Raw genomic sequence first — 12945 nt, forward strand, 5'->3', positions numbered from 1 at the left:
ACGGTGAGAAGTCACCCCTGCGGCGCATCACGGGCGGTCGGCGCCGTCATCTCTTCGACCACGGTTCGTTAGCCCGGAAGACCCAGGACATCACCTGTTGGTCCGACACCGTCGGTGCCGCCCGAACTCAAGTGACCGGCGTCCTGCCGGAAGGGAGCTTCCCGTGGTCCTCACCAGGCCTGCCGGCCGCCGCGCCGGCGTGCTGCTGGCGACGGGTGCCGTCTGCGCTGCGACGGCCCTCCCGGGCTGCTCGTCCGCCACGCGCAGCACCGGGGCTGCGGCCCCCTCTCGTTCGGCGTCCGCCATCACCGTCACCGTCGACACCATGACGTCCGACTTTCCCGCGCGGGCGAACAATCGCCTTTCCGCGGGACCAGGGCCGTGCACGGAACTGGAGGCCCATCTGGGCAACAGCCAGGTCGACGCGGGACATCAGCGGGATCTCATCGTCCTCGTCAACACCTCGACCCGGCCATGCGTGCTGCGGGGCTACCCTTCCGTTGCCGTCGCAGGCAGGGATGGCAGTCGCGTCGCCACCAGGATCACGCACGATGGCGGCGACGCCTTCTACACCGAACCCGCTCGCCGCCTTCTCGTGCAGCCTTCGGGTGAAGCCTCGTTCAACGTCGCGTGGCAACGTGTGCCGGAGGGGGTGAGCGACGTCTGCCGTGCCGGCTCCGCATACATCGTGGGCGCTCCGATCGCCGCCCGTACGGCATACCTCCCCATCGACGTCTCGCCCTGCTCGCACGGGCTCCTGGCGGTGTCGACTTTCGTGCCGGGCAACGTGGGCATCAACGCCTAGCCTGTCGGTGGAGGCCGATCGCCCGGCCCTTTCCCCTGGGTGCCGACTGCAGACGCGTGTGTCTCCGCTTCGTCCGTCCACGGGGCCTGTCCATGCCGCGATGTAACCGACCGCTACGGTAGGCAGACCTGGCACGCCGTCACCCGTCGAGCCGAACGCAAGCTGACACGCCGTGCACGTATCGAAGGCGGCTCGTATGGTCGATACGCAGGCAGGACCGACCCTGAAGATGCGCAGACAGGGTTGTATCAATGGGTACGGCCGCTTCCCGTGTGGGGGCGGCCGTCCACATCAGGCGGGCCGCGGCACGCGCTGACGTCAGGAGCGCCGGCCTCACCTTCGGGCGTACCCGACCGGGAGCCCTGGCCGCGCTGCCAGGGTACGAAACCGCAGTTCAGGGGCGCCTCGCACCGACAATCCCACGCTGCGAGCACGGACCGGCCCGCCGCGCTGGTGCGGGTCGGGCGCCGGAACTCTTCGAGAGGGCAGGCACCGCGATGCCCACCCTCCGTCAGACCGCGCCGTGCGCGCGGCGCTTGACCGGCGCCGGTTCAGGTCGTCCCGCGGTTCTGCCGGGCCGCACGGGAACGCAGACCGAGGCGGATGGCGAGGGCGGCCGCGCCGGTCAGGCTCGCGGTCTTCGCCCACAGCATCCCGGAGGCGTAGGGGACGGCGGCCGCCACCCCGTACGGGTACAGCAGGACGAACAGCGGGGCCACGACCAGTACCGCCGCGCAGAGGGCCCCGTGGCGAACGCGGGCCAGGCCGAAGGCCGCCGGGAAGGCCAGCACGAGCGGCGCGAAGAGGGTGAACAGGTGCATCGGGTCCGCGCGCCCGGACTCGGTCACCCCGGGGCCGGCCAGCGCCTGGAAGACGGTGACCGATCCCACGACCATCGGCACGCCGAGGGCCAGTGCGATCAGCGCGCCCGCGCGACGGGCGCGTGCGTCGGCCGGGGGAAGGTCGGGCGGGGCGGCCAGGACCGCCGCCGAGGCCAGCGCGAGGCCGATGACGGTCGGGAGGTTCTGCGCCAGTCCCGCCGGGCCGCCGGACCAGTAGGCGACCGGGACCGACAGTCCTGCGCCGGCCAGGGCCGCGCCGACCGCGATCCGCGCCCACGCCCAGCGGCCTGCGAGAAGGCACCCCAGGACGACCGGCCACGGTGCATAGGCGAGCGGCGTGTAGGTGCGCTCGCCGTCCCAGGGCAGCGGATCGAGCGGCCACACCGCCAGCAGCGCCGCCGACAGCGAGGCCGCCACCGCGACGATGCAGGGGATCAGCGCGGCCAGCACCCGCCCCGCCGGACGGGCCGAGTCCAGGCCCGTCCGCATCCGCAGCGCGTGCCCTGCCACGGCCGCCGTCTCGCGTAGCGCCTCCAACCGGCCCACGCCACTGGTGACGTCCTCGAGGGTCGCCGCGATCTCCGCACCGTGCTGCCCACGGTACGCGGCCGGATACAGGCCGATCACCGGGTGCCGTCTGCCCACTGCGCGCTCCCCCGCCTCGATCTCACGGTCGCTCATGCGCTTGCTCCGCCTTGCACCGGCCCTGGGCGGCCCAGCCCGATACGGCGAGCGGCCTCGTGCGCCGTCGCGCGCATCCGGTCCGCCTCCGCGGCAAGGAGGGTGTACCCGGCGTCGGTGAGCGCGTAGGTCCGGCGCAGCCTGCCCTCGACGATCTCCTCGCGGTCGACCCTGACGACCCCCTGCCCCAACAGGCGGTCCAGCGCCCCGTACAAGGTGCCCGCCCGCAGACGGACCCGGCCGCCGGAAATCGCGGCGACCTCCTCGATCAGCGCGTACCCGTGCCTGGGTGCATCGGCGAGTGCGGTGAGCAGGAGCAACGTCGGCTCCTGCAAGGAACGTTCAGCCATGCCCGCAGACTATATATCGGCGAACTGCATATACAAGTCCCTTGACTTTTCCGACCGTTCATTTACCTTGCCCGCAAACAACTTGTGCACGAGACGATATGGCGCTAGGTTTCTGGGTGTCGGCGGCACCCCAGCGGCGCACCGGCGAAGGACACGACCCGCACTGCCCAAGGAGAAGAACCACCATGACCGACACCACCGCCCGCCCCGCCCCGCACAAGCCCACGGTCGTCCTGGTGCACGGCGCGTTCGCGGACTCCTCCAGCTGGAACGGCGTCATCGAGCACCTGCGCCAGGCGGGATTTCCGGTCCTCGCGCCGGCCAACCCGCTGCGGGGCCTGGCCGGTGACGCCGCGTACGTCGCCAGCGTGGTGAAGAGCGTCGAAGGACCCGTCGTGCTCGCCGGGCATTCCTACGGCGGCGCCGTGATCAGCCAGGCCGCCGACGGGGATCCGAAGGTCAAGGCGCTGGTGTACGTCGCCGCCTTCATCCCCGAGAAGGGCGAGAGCGCCCTGGAGCTGTCGAACGCCTACCCGGGGAGCACCCTCGGCCCGAACCTCCACGCGGTGCCCTTCCCGCTGGCCGACGGCGGCACCGGGTCCGACCTGTACATCAAGACCGACAGCTTCCACGACCAGTTCGCCGCCGACGTGCCGCAGTCCGTGACCGACCTGATGGCCGCCACCCAGCGCCCGGTCGCCGCGGCGGCCCTGGAGGAGAAGGCCACCGCGGCCGCATGGCGGTCGGTCCCCTCGTGGAGCCTGGTCGCCACCGCGGACCGCAACATCCCGCCGGCGGCCCAGCACTTCATGTCCGAGCGCGCCAAGGCCCACACGGTGGAGCTCGACGCCTCCCACGCGGTGTCGGTCTCCCAGCCCGAGGCCGTCGCCCGCCTCATCCGGCAGGCCGCCGAGAGCGCCACCCGCTGACCAGGCTTCCGGCAGGTGTTCGGAGGTGTTGCCCAGGCCCGTGGCAGCCACTAGTTTCGATCGGGTGACTGCCGGGTCGGCCTTGAGCCATGCACGAGTCGGGTTGCCGGCCTTGGCGTGAGCGCGAGGCGGGCAAGAGCCCCGCCCTCCTTCCGAGTCTCCTCGCGGCGCCCCACGCGGTGCCTGTTCCCAGCGAATTCGAGACCCGGAGACCGATGTCACCCATGCCGAACAAGCAGCAGAACCCGTACACGAACGAGCCGACGGCGGCTCCTGCCCAGTTGAACCACACCGCTGTCTACGCCCGGGACCGGCAGTTGTCGGCCGAGTTCCTGGCCGTGATGCTGGGCCTGAAGGTCGCCGCGCCCTTCGGGCCGTTCCTCCCCGTCGATCTCGGCAACGGCGTCACCCTCGACTACTACGAGAAGCTCGACGAGCCGATCCAGTCGCAGCACTACGCGTTCCTCGTGTCCGAGAAGCAGTTCGACGGAGTGATCGCCCGCCTGGAAGCGGTGGGGGTCACCTACTACGCCGACCCCGGCCATACCGAGCCCGGCCGGATCAACCGCCTGTTCGGTGGTCGTGGCGCGTACTTCGCCGATCCGGACGGTCACAACATGGAGGTCATGACCCGGCCCTACACCCGTCCGTAGTCGACGGCCGTCGACTCGCCGTTCCTCCTCCCGGCCCCGGGCGGTGAAGCCCGGGGCCGGCCGAGAGGTGGGGGCCGGTGCGCTGGTCCTGCATGAGGTTCCGCACGTACCGCAGCACGCTGTACCAGGCCGAGTCCTCGTCCTCCATGGCCGCGGCATCGGCACGACGCATGCGTGCCAGCAGCCTGTCGCGCGCGCCCTCCGGGTCGACGCCCTCGTCGGCGGCGGCCTCGGGGTCGTAGTGCGGCCGTTCCTCCTCCAGCGCGTGGAGGAAGAACGCCAGCACGTCCACCGCGCTGTTGAGCAGGTGCGGGCGCCCGTCCTCCGGAATGCAGTACACGGCCCCGGCCCGGGTGTCGACGACGACGTCGTCCATGCCGATCCCGCCGAGGGACAGCCACGACGACATGTCGAAGGGGCAGCTCGGGTACTTCTCCGAGACGGCCTGCCAGGCCTCGCCGCCGATGCGCAGGTCCCCGTCGATGAGCCGCTGCTCCGCCTCGAACCAGCCGATCCGGTCCGGAAGACCCACGTCCCTCAGAAAGACCCGGGTCGGCTCGTGAGCGACGCCGGCGAGCGCCGCGTCATCCACAGTCACCAGTTCTTCGGGGCCGAAAACCGACTCCATCGCGACGCGGTCGATCAGAGGACTCATTTCGCGGTTGCCGGTCCTTCACTCGGGGGCGCCTGACGGCCGACGGTGATCACGGTCTTGCCGCGGGCATGGCCCCGCTCCACGTGGCGCATGCCCTCGGCAGCCTCCGCCAGCGGGTAGGTACGCTCGACCACAGGGGCCAGCCGGCCCGCCTCCATCAGCGCGGTGACGGCGAGCAGGTCCTCGTGGGTGGGCCCGGCCGGGGTCGCCGGAAGGATGACGCACAGCCGCTGCCGGACGAACGCGTTGGCCGCGACCAGGCGCAGCGTTGAGGCGACCGCACCGAACAGTCGGCCGGGCGATCCGCCGCCGTTGGCCACGAGGGTGCCTTCCGGGGTGAGTGTCCGGCGCAGCCGGCCCAGCGGGTGGTTGCCGACGTTGTCCAGGATCAGGTCGTAGCGCGCGCCCGACTCGGTGAAGTCCTGCCGGGTGTGGTCGACGACGTGCGCGGCGCCCAAGGAGCGCGCCAGGTCGGCGTTGCCGGGACTGCACACCGCGGTGACCTCGGCGTCCAGGGCCGCGGCGATCTGCACGGCGAAGTGGCCCACGCCTCCGGTGGCGCCGTTGACCAGCACCCGCTGCCCGGCCTGCGCCCGGCCCACGGTGCGGATGCCGCGCAGCGCGGTCACCGCCCCCATCGGCACCGCCGCCGCCTGTTCGAAGGTCAGCCCCGCGGGTTTGGGGACCACCAGGTCGGGGGTGGTGCGGGCGTACTCGGCGAAGGAGCCCGGGCAGAAGCCCAGCACCTCGTCACCGGGTGTGACGCCCTGCACGCCCGCGCCGACCGCCTCCACGTGCCCGGCCGCGTCGATGCCCGCCACCGGTACCTTCGGCCGGGTCGCTCCCATGCCGCCCATGAGCCGCGCCACATACGGGTCGCCGCGCATCATGTGCCAGTCGTACGGGTTGACGGCCGCCGCACGCACCCGCACCAGTACCTCGCCGGCTCCCGCCTCGGGCCGGTCGACGTCCTCCAGGCGCAGGACTTCCGGCGGACCGAACCTCTTTTGGACGATCGCTTTCATCGAAGCTCCCCAACCCCTCGTCGCCGATCGCCCGAAGCGGTACGCCCGGGCGGTGCGCCACTCAACTCCCTTGTCACGCACGGTAGGTGTACGGCGTACACCCGTCAAGAGGCGTGGGAGGGGAAGGTCGCCTGGGTGGTGTCGCTGCCGCCGCGTCAGGCCCGGTTCCGGAGCCGCTCCAGGCCGTCCAGCATCAGGTCGAGGGCGAACTCGAACTCCAGTTGGTCGTCGCAGCCGGCACCGACGACGGACTGCGCGTCATGGGCGACCGCCATGGCCAGTTCGGTGACGTGGGGGTATCGCGCGGCCATCTCCTCGGGTGGCGGTGCGTCCGGATCCGGCTCGCCGCCCGGGCTGTCCTCGAACAGCTCCTGCGAGAAGCCCAGGACACGGCTGCCCATGACGTGCATCGCATGATGGACCAGGTCCAGCGAGAAGCCCCCGGCCCTGAAGATCCCGATCATCGAGTCCAGGTACGCCAGCACCGCCGGCGTCGGGGCCGTCCGCGCCTTCATCCGGGCCTCGATCACCCCGGACGCCCACGGATGACGCAGCAGCATCCGGCGCGCGGACAGCACACGCCCCCGCACCGCGGGCTGCCAGTCCGCCCCGGCGACCGGCGGGTCGATCTCGCCGACCACGGCATCGATCATGCCGTCGAGCAACTCGTCCTTGTTCTGCACGTGCTTGTACAGCGCCATCGGCACCACACCGAGCGCCCCCGCGATCTTCCGCATGCTCAGTGCCGCGACCCCGCCGTCATCGGCCAGCGCCACCGCGGCACCCAGAATCCGCTCCCGGCTCAACGGCTTGCGGGGCCGCGTCGTCGCTCCGGACTGCATGGCGATCTCCACCGTCCCCCTCTCAACTGCTCCACCGGGCCCGCCCCGACACGTCCCCACCGGCACGCGCCGGCAGGCCGGGCCCCATCCTCCCCCACACCCGCTGCCGATGCGTGTGGGGTCAGCTGTCGCTGCGCCGGCGCGGGTGCCGGACGGCGGCGAGCGCGGTGCAGGCCGCGGCCGTCAGGAGCAGGAAGGTCGCCCCCTCTCCGTAGTAGCCGGACGTGTTCGCGATGACCGGCCCGACGCACAGGATCGCGCCGTAGGACAGGACCTGGGCGGCCGTCCCCGACCGGTAGAACACCCCCACCGCGCACGCCACGGCCAGCAGCAGGAGAATCACGATGCCCGGCATGTCGTCGCGCACCCACAGCAAAGTGGCCGGTGCGACCGCCGCGAAGGCCCCCGCAAGGCCGGGACGCAGGCAGGTCAGCATCAGCGCGGTGAGCCACGCGGCGACCAGAGCCGTCATGGCCGAGCTCGAGTAGGCGTAGGAGTCCCACGTGGAGATCACCACGGGCAGCGCCAGCAAGGTCGCCACGAAGGGGGCCAGCCGTTCGCCCCGCCACAGGGAGCCGATCTTCACCCCGCCCTGTGCGGGTGCGGCGGGGGGCGCCGCCGCACCCGTGCCCGCCACCGGAGGGATCGTCGGCGCCGACGCGGGCTGAGGGGGCACCGGCGGCGCCGGCTGCGCGACACGCGCTGCCGGGGGCGGCCCGGCCGGCACCGCCACCTGCTCCTGCGACCCCGCGAGGCGGGTGCCGCCGGCCGTGCCCGCCAGGCTGCCACCACTGTGCAGGTTCCCCAGGGCGTCGCGCAGGGCGCCCATGCCCAGGAACCGCTGCTCGGGCTGCTTGGCCAGCGCCCGGAGCACCACGGAGTCGACGGCGTCGGGCAGTTGCGGGCGCAGTGCCGAGGGCGGCACCGGGTCCTTGGCGAGGTGCTGGTTCATCACCGCGAACGGCGAGTCGCCGGTGAAGGGCGGCCGGCCGGTGAGCAGCTCGTAGAACAGGCAACCCAGCGAGTACTGGTCGGTGCGCGCGTCCACCGCCGTGCCGTGGATCTGCTCCGGCGAGAGGTAGGCGGGCGTGCCCACGGTCATCCCGGTCGCGGTCAGCCGGGTCGCCGTGTCCGCGACGACCTTGGCGATGCCGAAGTCGAGGATCTTGACCTGGCCGTCAGCCGTGATCATCACGTTCGACGGTTTGACGTCGCGGTGGACCAGCCCCTGCGCATGGCTGTGGGCCAGGGCGTCGGCGGCATCCCGCATGATCGCCGCCGAGCGCTCCATCGTGAGGGGACCGTCGCCCAGCACCTCGGCGAGCGTGCGCCCCTCGATGAACTCCATGACGAGGTACGGAACGACCTCCCCACCGCCGGTGTCCTCACCGACCTCGTGGAGCACCGCGATCCCCCGGTGGGTGAGCGAGGCGACCGTACGGGCCTCCCGGCGGAATCGGGTCCGGAACTCCTCGTGCCGGGTCAGCTCCGGGGGCAGCACCTTGACCGCCACGGCACGGCCGAGCTCACGGTCGATCCCGCGCCAGACCTCGCCCATGCCGCCCCGGCCCACGGTCTCCACCAACTCGTACCGCCCCGACAGCACACGCACGGCGTACCTCCCGCCCCGTTCCCCACACACCCCACCCAGGTGACTTGGTGTCAGCCTATAGACGTACTTGTCACGTGTGAGCCGTTTTCCACAGGCTTCGGTGGGGGCGCAACGGCGTGAACGGCGGCGCCCGGCGGGATCGGTTGCTCCCGCGATCACACGATCGATGCCGGAGACCGCGACCGTCACAACAGTGTCATGGGCGCTCCGGTCGCGGGCCGGCACGGCGTCGGCACGGTGGGCTCCGCCGTGACCATCGCCCCGGGCTTCGCCCGTAACAAGCAGACCATGGAGCTGTGCCCCGAGGACGACGGCAGCGACGCCACGCAGGAGTGCACCACGGTGCGCCAGGCGTCGAACTTCGTCTACGTGCGCACCGAACCGCGTGCGGACGCCCCGCTCTTCGGCGAGCAGTCGATCCACCCCGGTGCCCCCGGTACCAACCGGATCAGCGACCGGGGCAGCACCGCCCAGGCGGGGCAGCAGTTCGTCGTCGCCGGCAAGAAGGGCGACTGGACCGCGATCTGGTTCAGCGGCAGCAAGGTGTGGTTCCACAACCCGCGCGGTGTCAACACGATCCCCGCGCGCGACGTGACGATCGTCAGGCCCGCCGCGGCCGACCCGGTGAAGGTCTACGGCACCAGCTACCCGGACGCCGCCGAGTACCCCGCCGGTCTCTCGCCGTCCACGCAGGCTCCGCTGAGCATGTACGGCATCCCGGCGGGCCAGGCCTACGTCTCCACGGCGGCCCCGGCCCTGACGCACGACTTCTTCCCCTCCAGCGGGAAGGTCGTCTTCGGCGCCAAGAAGATGTACACCGTCCAGTACGGCCACAAGACCGCCCTGATCTACGCGGATGACGTGACCGCCAAGGGACGTCCGTCCCACCACGGCTCCTGACCCGGTCCCCGGACAGGTCCACCGGGGGGTCCGGCACATGTGCCGGACCCCCCGTGTATCGCGGGCGTATCGAAAAGCGCATACGCCACCGCAACGGCCCTGCGTCTCCAATGGGGGCGTGAACGACAACGCATCCCCGTCAGCACCGCTCCGCCGCATGCGCAGGACCGTGCTCCTCGGCCTGGCGATCCTCGGCGTGGCGGGCGCCGCGTCCGTCGTGCGGCGGCCGCTCATGATGTCCGCTCCGATGTGCATGGCGGGGCGGTGGCACGGCTGCTTCGACACGTTCAACGGTGTGGTGCTCATGACGTTGGTCGCGCTGCCCTTGGCCTTGCTGGTGGTGTGGGCTCTGGCGCACGGTCGGCGTGCCGCCGGCGGCACGTCGGCCTGGCGGATGTCGCTGGCCGAGGTGGGCATGGTCCACGGGACGGTGCCGTTCCTGTGGCTGACCATGATGCCGGGCGGCGGTGCCGGCGTCGTCCCCGCCCGGGTGAGTCTGGTACCGCTGCGGGACCTGGTCACGATGGGGCCCCTCGGCATCGTCGGCAACCTGCTGGTCTTCGCGGCGCTGGGGTTCTTCGCCCCGATGCGGTTCGCGGCGCTGGCGTCCGTGCCGCGGATCCTGGCGCTCGGGGCGGGCTGCTCGGTCCTGGTCGAAACCGCGCAGTACGTCCTGCGGCTGGACCGGGTGTCCTCCGTGGACGACGTCCTGGTCAACGCCGCCGGCGCCGTGCTGGCCGCGCTGGCGTCGCGCCGCTGGTGGCGCACCACGACGGAAGCGCCGTCGGAGCAGCCTCGCCCCGCGCCGGCACCGGCACCGGCACCGGCACCGGCAGGCTGAGCGTCCGGTGGGCACACGTCGTCGCATACGTCGGCGATACGTCGTGGTGCTTAGGCTTCGGGCATGCGCGTACTGATCGTGGAGGACGAGCCCTACCTGGCGGAAGCCGTCCGTGACGGTCTGCGGCTGGAGGCGATCGCCGCCGACATCGCCGGTGACGGCGACTCCGCCCTGGAACTGCTCGGCGTCCACTCCTACGACCTCGCGGTCCTCGACCGCGACATCCCCGGCCCCTCCGGCGACGAGGTCGCGCGGCGCATCGTCGCCTCCGGCAGCGGCATCCCGATCCTCATGCTCACCGCCGCCGACCGGATCGACGACAAGGCTTCCGGGTTCGGGCTCGGCGCCGACGACTACCTCACCAAACCGTTCGAGCTGCGGGAGCTCGTCCTGCGGCTGAGGGCGCTCGACCGCAGACGCGCGTACGCCCGGCCCCCGGTCCGCGAGATCGCGGGCCTGCGGCTCGACCCCTTCCGCCGGGAGGTCTTCCGCGACGCACGCTACGTCGCGCTCACCCGCAAGCAATTCGCCGTGCTGGAAGTCCTCGTCGCCGCCGAAGGCGGGGTCGTCAGCGCCGAAGAGCTACTGGAACGGGCCTGGGACGAGAACGCCGACCCCCTCACCAACGCCGTGCGCATCACCGTCTCCGCGCTGCGCAAACGACTCGGCGAACCATGGATCATCGCCACGGTGCCCGGCGTCGGCTACCGGATCGACGCCGGGACTCGTGCGTAGACGCCCAGGGAGCGGCGCCCGGCTCCGGCGAACCGGGGCACCGGGACGCGCGGCCGGTGCCGAGGCGGCGGACGGTCAGGCCAGGTTGCCCGCCGGGATCCGGGTCGGGGCGAACCACTGCTGGATCCAGTTCGGGTAGGCGAGCGGCGGCCGGCTGGCCTCGTCGAGCTCGGCGAGATCCTGCTCGGTCAGCGTCAGGCCGACGGCGGCGACGTTGTCCGCGAGTTGCTCCACCGTGCGGACGCCGACGATCACGCTGGTGACGGCGCGCTGCGCCAGCAGCCAGGCCAGGGCCACCCGGGCCGGGCCGACCTCGTGCCGCGCGGCGACGCCCCGGACCACGTCGAGCACGGCGAAGCCCCGCTCCTCGTCGAACGGTACGAAGTCGAAGCCGTTCCGGGCCCGGCGGGAGTCCGGTTCCGTGGTCACCCCGCCGCGGTCGAACTTGCCGGTCAGGAATCCGCCGGCCAACGGCTGCCACACCGTCAGGCCCAGCCCCGAGTCCTCGGCCTGGGGCACCAGGTCACGCTCGGCATCGCGGGCCACCAGGGAGTAGTGCGTCTGGTTGGCGACGAACGCCGCCCGGTCGTGCAGTGCGGAGATGCCCAGCGCCTTGCTGATCTGCCAGGCGGCCAGGTTGGAGCAGCCGATGTAGCGGACCTTGCCCTGGCGTACCGCGTCGTCGAGGGCGCTCAGCGTCTCCTCCAGCGGCGTCACATGGTCGTAGTTGTGGATCTGGTAGAGGTCGATGTAGTCGGTCCCCAGCCGGCGCAGGCTGTCCTCCAGGGCCCGCATCACGTGCAGACGCGACAGGCCCTGGTCGTTGGGCCCCGGCCCGACCGGAGCGAGGAGCTTGGTCGCCAGCACGACATCCCGCCGGCGCCGCCCGACCGCCCGGCCCAGCAGTTCCTCGCTCTCCCCGTCGGCGTAGACGTCCGCGGTGTCCAGGAAGTTGATCCCGGCGTCCAGCGCCGCGCCGACCACCCGGTCCACGTCCTGCTGCCCCAGTGCCCCATGGGGGCCGTACACCGGGTGGTCCTTGCCGCCGAACGTCATCGCGCCCAGGGAGATCTCGGAGACCCAGACCCCAGTGCGTCCCAGCAGACGATATTTCACCACTCACTCCTCATCGCACACATGCTTGCTCGCGCAGGCGACCGGGGCGCCCCCCAGCCTTTCCGGTCGCTGCATCCGGACATCGCGTCCGGAAATTACGCTACACGATGTCCGGACGCGGTGTAATGTGACGTTCGCTGCCGGGCCTCCGGCCCGCGACGACCCCAGGATCAGGACATGCCCTCGATCACCCGACGCCGCACCGCCAAGGTCGGCCGCCCCACCTCGGCCGAGGGGGACGTCCTGGACGCCACCCAGCGCCTGCTGGCAGGCGGCGCGAACTTCACCGAACTGGGCGTGCAGCAGATCTGCACCGAGGCCGGGGTCGCCCGCTCGACCTTCTACAGCCACTTCCGCGACAAGGTCGACCTGCTGCTGCGCCTGGCCGGCCGGCTCATGGCCTCGTCCTTCGACCTCACCTCGGCCTGGCAGCCCTCGGCCGGCGTCGAAGGCCTCGAGGAGGCCTTCCTGCACGTCATCAAGGTCTACCGCCGGCACGCCGCCGTCCGGCGGGCTCTCGCCGAGGTCGCCACCTACGACACGGCCGTGCGCGACTACTTCACCGCCGAACTCCACCAGTTCACCGACTGGACCATCAAGATCCTCCGCGACGAACAGGAGGCCGGCCGCACCCCTGCCGACCTCGACCCCGTCAGCGCCACCCGGATCATCGTCACCGGCGGCGAACGCGCCCTGACCGACCAGGTCACCACCGGCGAGCCCGCCGGCGACCCCGCGTTCGCCCGCGAACTGGCACGCACCTGGTGGCACGGCATCTACCGCCGCCCCATGAGCTAGTGCCCACGGGGCCTGCGCAGCCCGTCGACGGTACTAGGGTGGGCAATGGAGGTCTGTGACACAGCCCGGAACGAGCAGGGAGACCCGCGACGCGGTAGGCGGTCCGACACAGGCCCGGCCGCCACGGACGGTGACCGGCCCGGACCGCGGGCACCCGCCGG

At 71.9% G+C, this 12945-nt stretch carries 14 protein-coding genes; 7 read left to right on the forward strand and 7 right to left on the reverse strand.

What is annotated here, in order from left to right; all coding sequences use genetic code 11:
• Positions 1 to 163: 163 nt before the first annotated feature.
• A complete protein-coding gene (locus OG937_03520; protein WUD70811.1) occupies positions 164 to 805 on the forward strand; it encodes a DUF4232 domain-containing protein in 642 nt (213 codons plus the stop codon).
• A 551-nt stretch (positions 806 to 1356) separates the two neighbouring features.
• Here OG937_03520 and OG937_03525 read toward each other — a convergent pair.
• Both OG937_03525 and OG937_03530 read right to left on the reverse strand, forming a co-directional pair.
• Positions 1357 to 2328, reverse strand: a complete 972-nt coding sequence (locus OG937_03525; protein WUD70812.1) for a hypothetical protein — start codon at positions 2326 to 2328, stop codon at positions 1357 to 1359.
• Positions 2325 to 2678: a PadR family transcriptional regulator gene (locus tag OG937_03530; protein ID WUD70813.1), complete on the reverse strand. Its 354-nt coding sequence runs from the start codon at positions 2676 to 2678 to the stop codon at positions 2325 to 2327. Before OG937_03530 ends, OG937_03525 begins: the two co-directional genes overlap by 4 nt.
• A 185-nt stretch (positions 2679 to 2863) precedes the next feature.
• Between OG937_03530 and OG937_03535 the strand changes: the two genes are divergently transcribed.
• Together OG937_03535 and OG937_03540 are read left to right on the forward strand one after the other, a co-directional pair.
• Positions 2864 to 3607, forward strand: a complete 744-nt coding sequence (locus OG937_03535) for an alpha/beta hydrolase (protein ID WUD70814.1) — start codon at positions 2864 to 2866, stop codon at positions 3605 to 3607.
• Between the two features lie 224 nt (positions 3608 to 3831).
• Positions 3832 to 4260, forward strand: coding sequence for a VOC family protein (locus tag OG937_03540; protein ID WUD70815.1), 429 nt, complete (start codon positions 3832 to 3834; stop codon positions 4258 to 4260).
• Here the strand turns inward: OG937_03540 and OG937_03545 are convergent.
• The 4 genes from OG937_03545 to OG937_03560 form a co-directional block, all read right to left on the reverse strand.
• Positions 4232 to 4915, reverse strand: coding sequence for an SUKH-4 family immunity protein (locus OG937_03545; GenBank protein WUD70816.1), 684 nt, complete (start codon positions 4913 to 4915; stop codon positions 4232 to 4234). The genes OG937_03540 and OG937_03545 overlap by 29 nt on opposite strands.
• Positions 4912 to 5940, reverse strand: coding sequence for an NAD(P)-dependent alcohol dehydrogenase (locus tag OG937_03550; GenBank protein WUD70817.1), 1029 nt, complete (start codon positions 5938 to 5940; stop codon positions 4912 to 4914). The genes OG937_03545 and OG937_03550 overlap by 4 nt, the downstream gene beginning before the upstream one ends.
• 155 nt (positions 5941 to 6095) lie before the next feature.
• Positions 6096 to 6782, reverse strand: coding sequence for a TetR/AcrR family transcriptional regulator (locus OG937_03555; protein ID WUD70818.1), 687 nt, complete (start codon positions 6780 to 6782; stop codon positions 6096 to 6098).
• A gap of 121 nt (positions 6783 to 6903) precedes the next feature.
• Entirely contained in the window at positions 6904 to 8394 is a 1491-nt protein-coding gene (locus OG937_03560; GenBank protein WUD70819.1) for a serine/threonine protein kinase, read from the reverse strand.
• A gap of 198 nt (positions 8395 to 8592) precedes the next feature.
• Between OG937_03560 and OG937_03565 the strand changes: the two genes are divergently transcribed.
• From OG937_03565 to OG937_03575, 3 genes are all read left to right on the forward strand, one after another.
• Complete coding sequence (locus OG937_03565; GenBank protein WUD70820.1) at positions 8593 to 9294, forward strand: hypothetical protein; 702 nt, start codon at positions 8593 to 8595, stop codon at positions 9292 to 9294.
• Between the two features lie 118 nt (positions 9295 to 9412).
• A complete protein-coding gene (locus OG937_03570) occupies positions 9413 to 10135 on the forward strand; it encodes a VanZ family protein (GenBank protein ID WUD70821.1) in 723 nt (240 codons plus the stop codon).
• Between the two features lie 63 nt (positions 10136 to 10198).
• On the forward strand, positions 10199 to 10870 hold the full coding sequence (locus OG937_03575) for a response regulator transcription factor (GenBank protein WUD70822.1): 672 nt from the start codon (positions 10199 to 10201) through the stop codon (positions 10868 to 10870).
• 75 nt (positions 10871 to 10945) lie between these two features.
• Here the strand turns inward: OG937_03575 and OG937_03580 are convergent, their stop codons facing one another.
• Positions 10946 to 11986: an aldo/keto reductase gene (locus OG937_03580; GenBank protein ID WUD70823.1), complete on the reverse strand. Its 1041-nt coding sequence runs from the start codon at positions 11984 to 11986 to the stop codon at positions 10946 to 10948.
• A gap of 177 nt (positions 11987 to 12163) precedes the next feature.
• On the opposite strand from OG937_03580, the gene OG937_03585 reads away from it, so the two are divergent.
• A complete protein-coding gene (locus tag OG937_03585) occupies positions 12164 to 12784 on the forward strand; it encodes a TetR/AcrR family transcriptional regulator (GenBank protein WUD70824.1) in 621 nt (206 codons plus the stop codon).
• The last annotated feature ends 161 nt before the right edge of the window (positions 12785 to 12945 follow it).

The organism is Streptomyces sp. NBC_00510 (assembly GCA_036013505.1).
Lineage (GTDB): Bacteria > Actinomycetota > Actinomycetes > Streptomycetales > Streptomycetaceae > Actinacidiphila.

Coding starts and splice junctions, on each gene's coding strand:
- OG937_03525 (WUD70812.1), bottom strand. CDS start 2,328: ATGAGCGACCGTGAGATCGAGGCGGGGGAGCGCGCAGTGGGCAGACGG.
- OG937_03530 (WUD70813.1), bottom strand. CDS start 2,678: ATGGCTGAACGTTCCTTGCAGGAGCCGACGTTGCTCCTGCTCACCGCA.
- OG937_03535 (WUD70814.1), top strand. CDS start 2,864: ATGACCGACACCACCGCCCGCCCCGCCCCGCACAAGCCCACGGTCGTC.
- OG937_03540 (WUD70815.1), top strand. CDS start 3,832: ATGCCGAACAAGCAGCAGAACCCGTACACGAACGAGCCGACGGCGGCT.
- OG937_03545 (WUD70816.1), bottom strand. CDS start 4,915: ATGAGTCCTCTGATCGACCGCGTCGCGATGGAGTCGGTTTTCGGCCCC.
- OG937_03550 (WUD70817.1), bottom strand. CDS start 5,940: ATGAAAGCGATCGTCCAAAAGAGGTTCGGTCCGCCGGAAGTCCTGCGC.
- OG937_03555 (WUD70818.1), bottom strand. CDS start 6,782: ATGCAGTCCGGAGCGACGACGCGGCCCCGCAAGCCGTTGAGCCGGGAG.
- OG937_03565 (WUD70820.1), top strand. CDS start 8,593: ATGGGCGCTCCGGTCGCGGGCCGGCACGGCGTCGGCACGGTGGGCTCC.
- OG937_03575 (WUD70822.1), top strand. CDS start 10,199: ATGCGCGTACTGATCGTGGAGGACGAGCCCTACCTGGCGGAAGCCGTC.
- OG937_03585 (WUD70824.1), top strand. CDS start 12,164: ATGCCCTCGATCACCCGACGCCGCACCGCCAAGGTCGGCCGCCCCACC.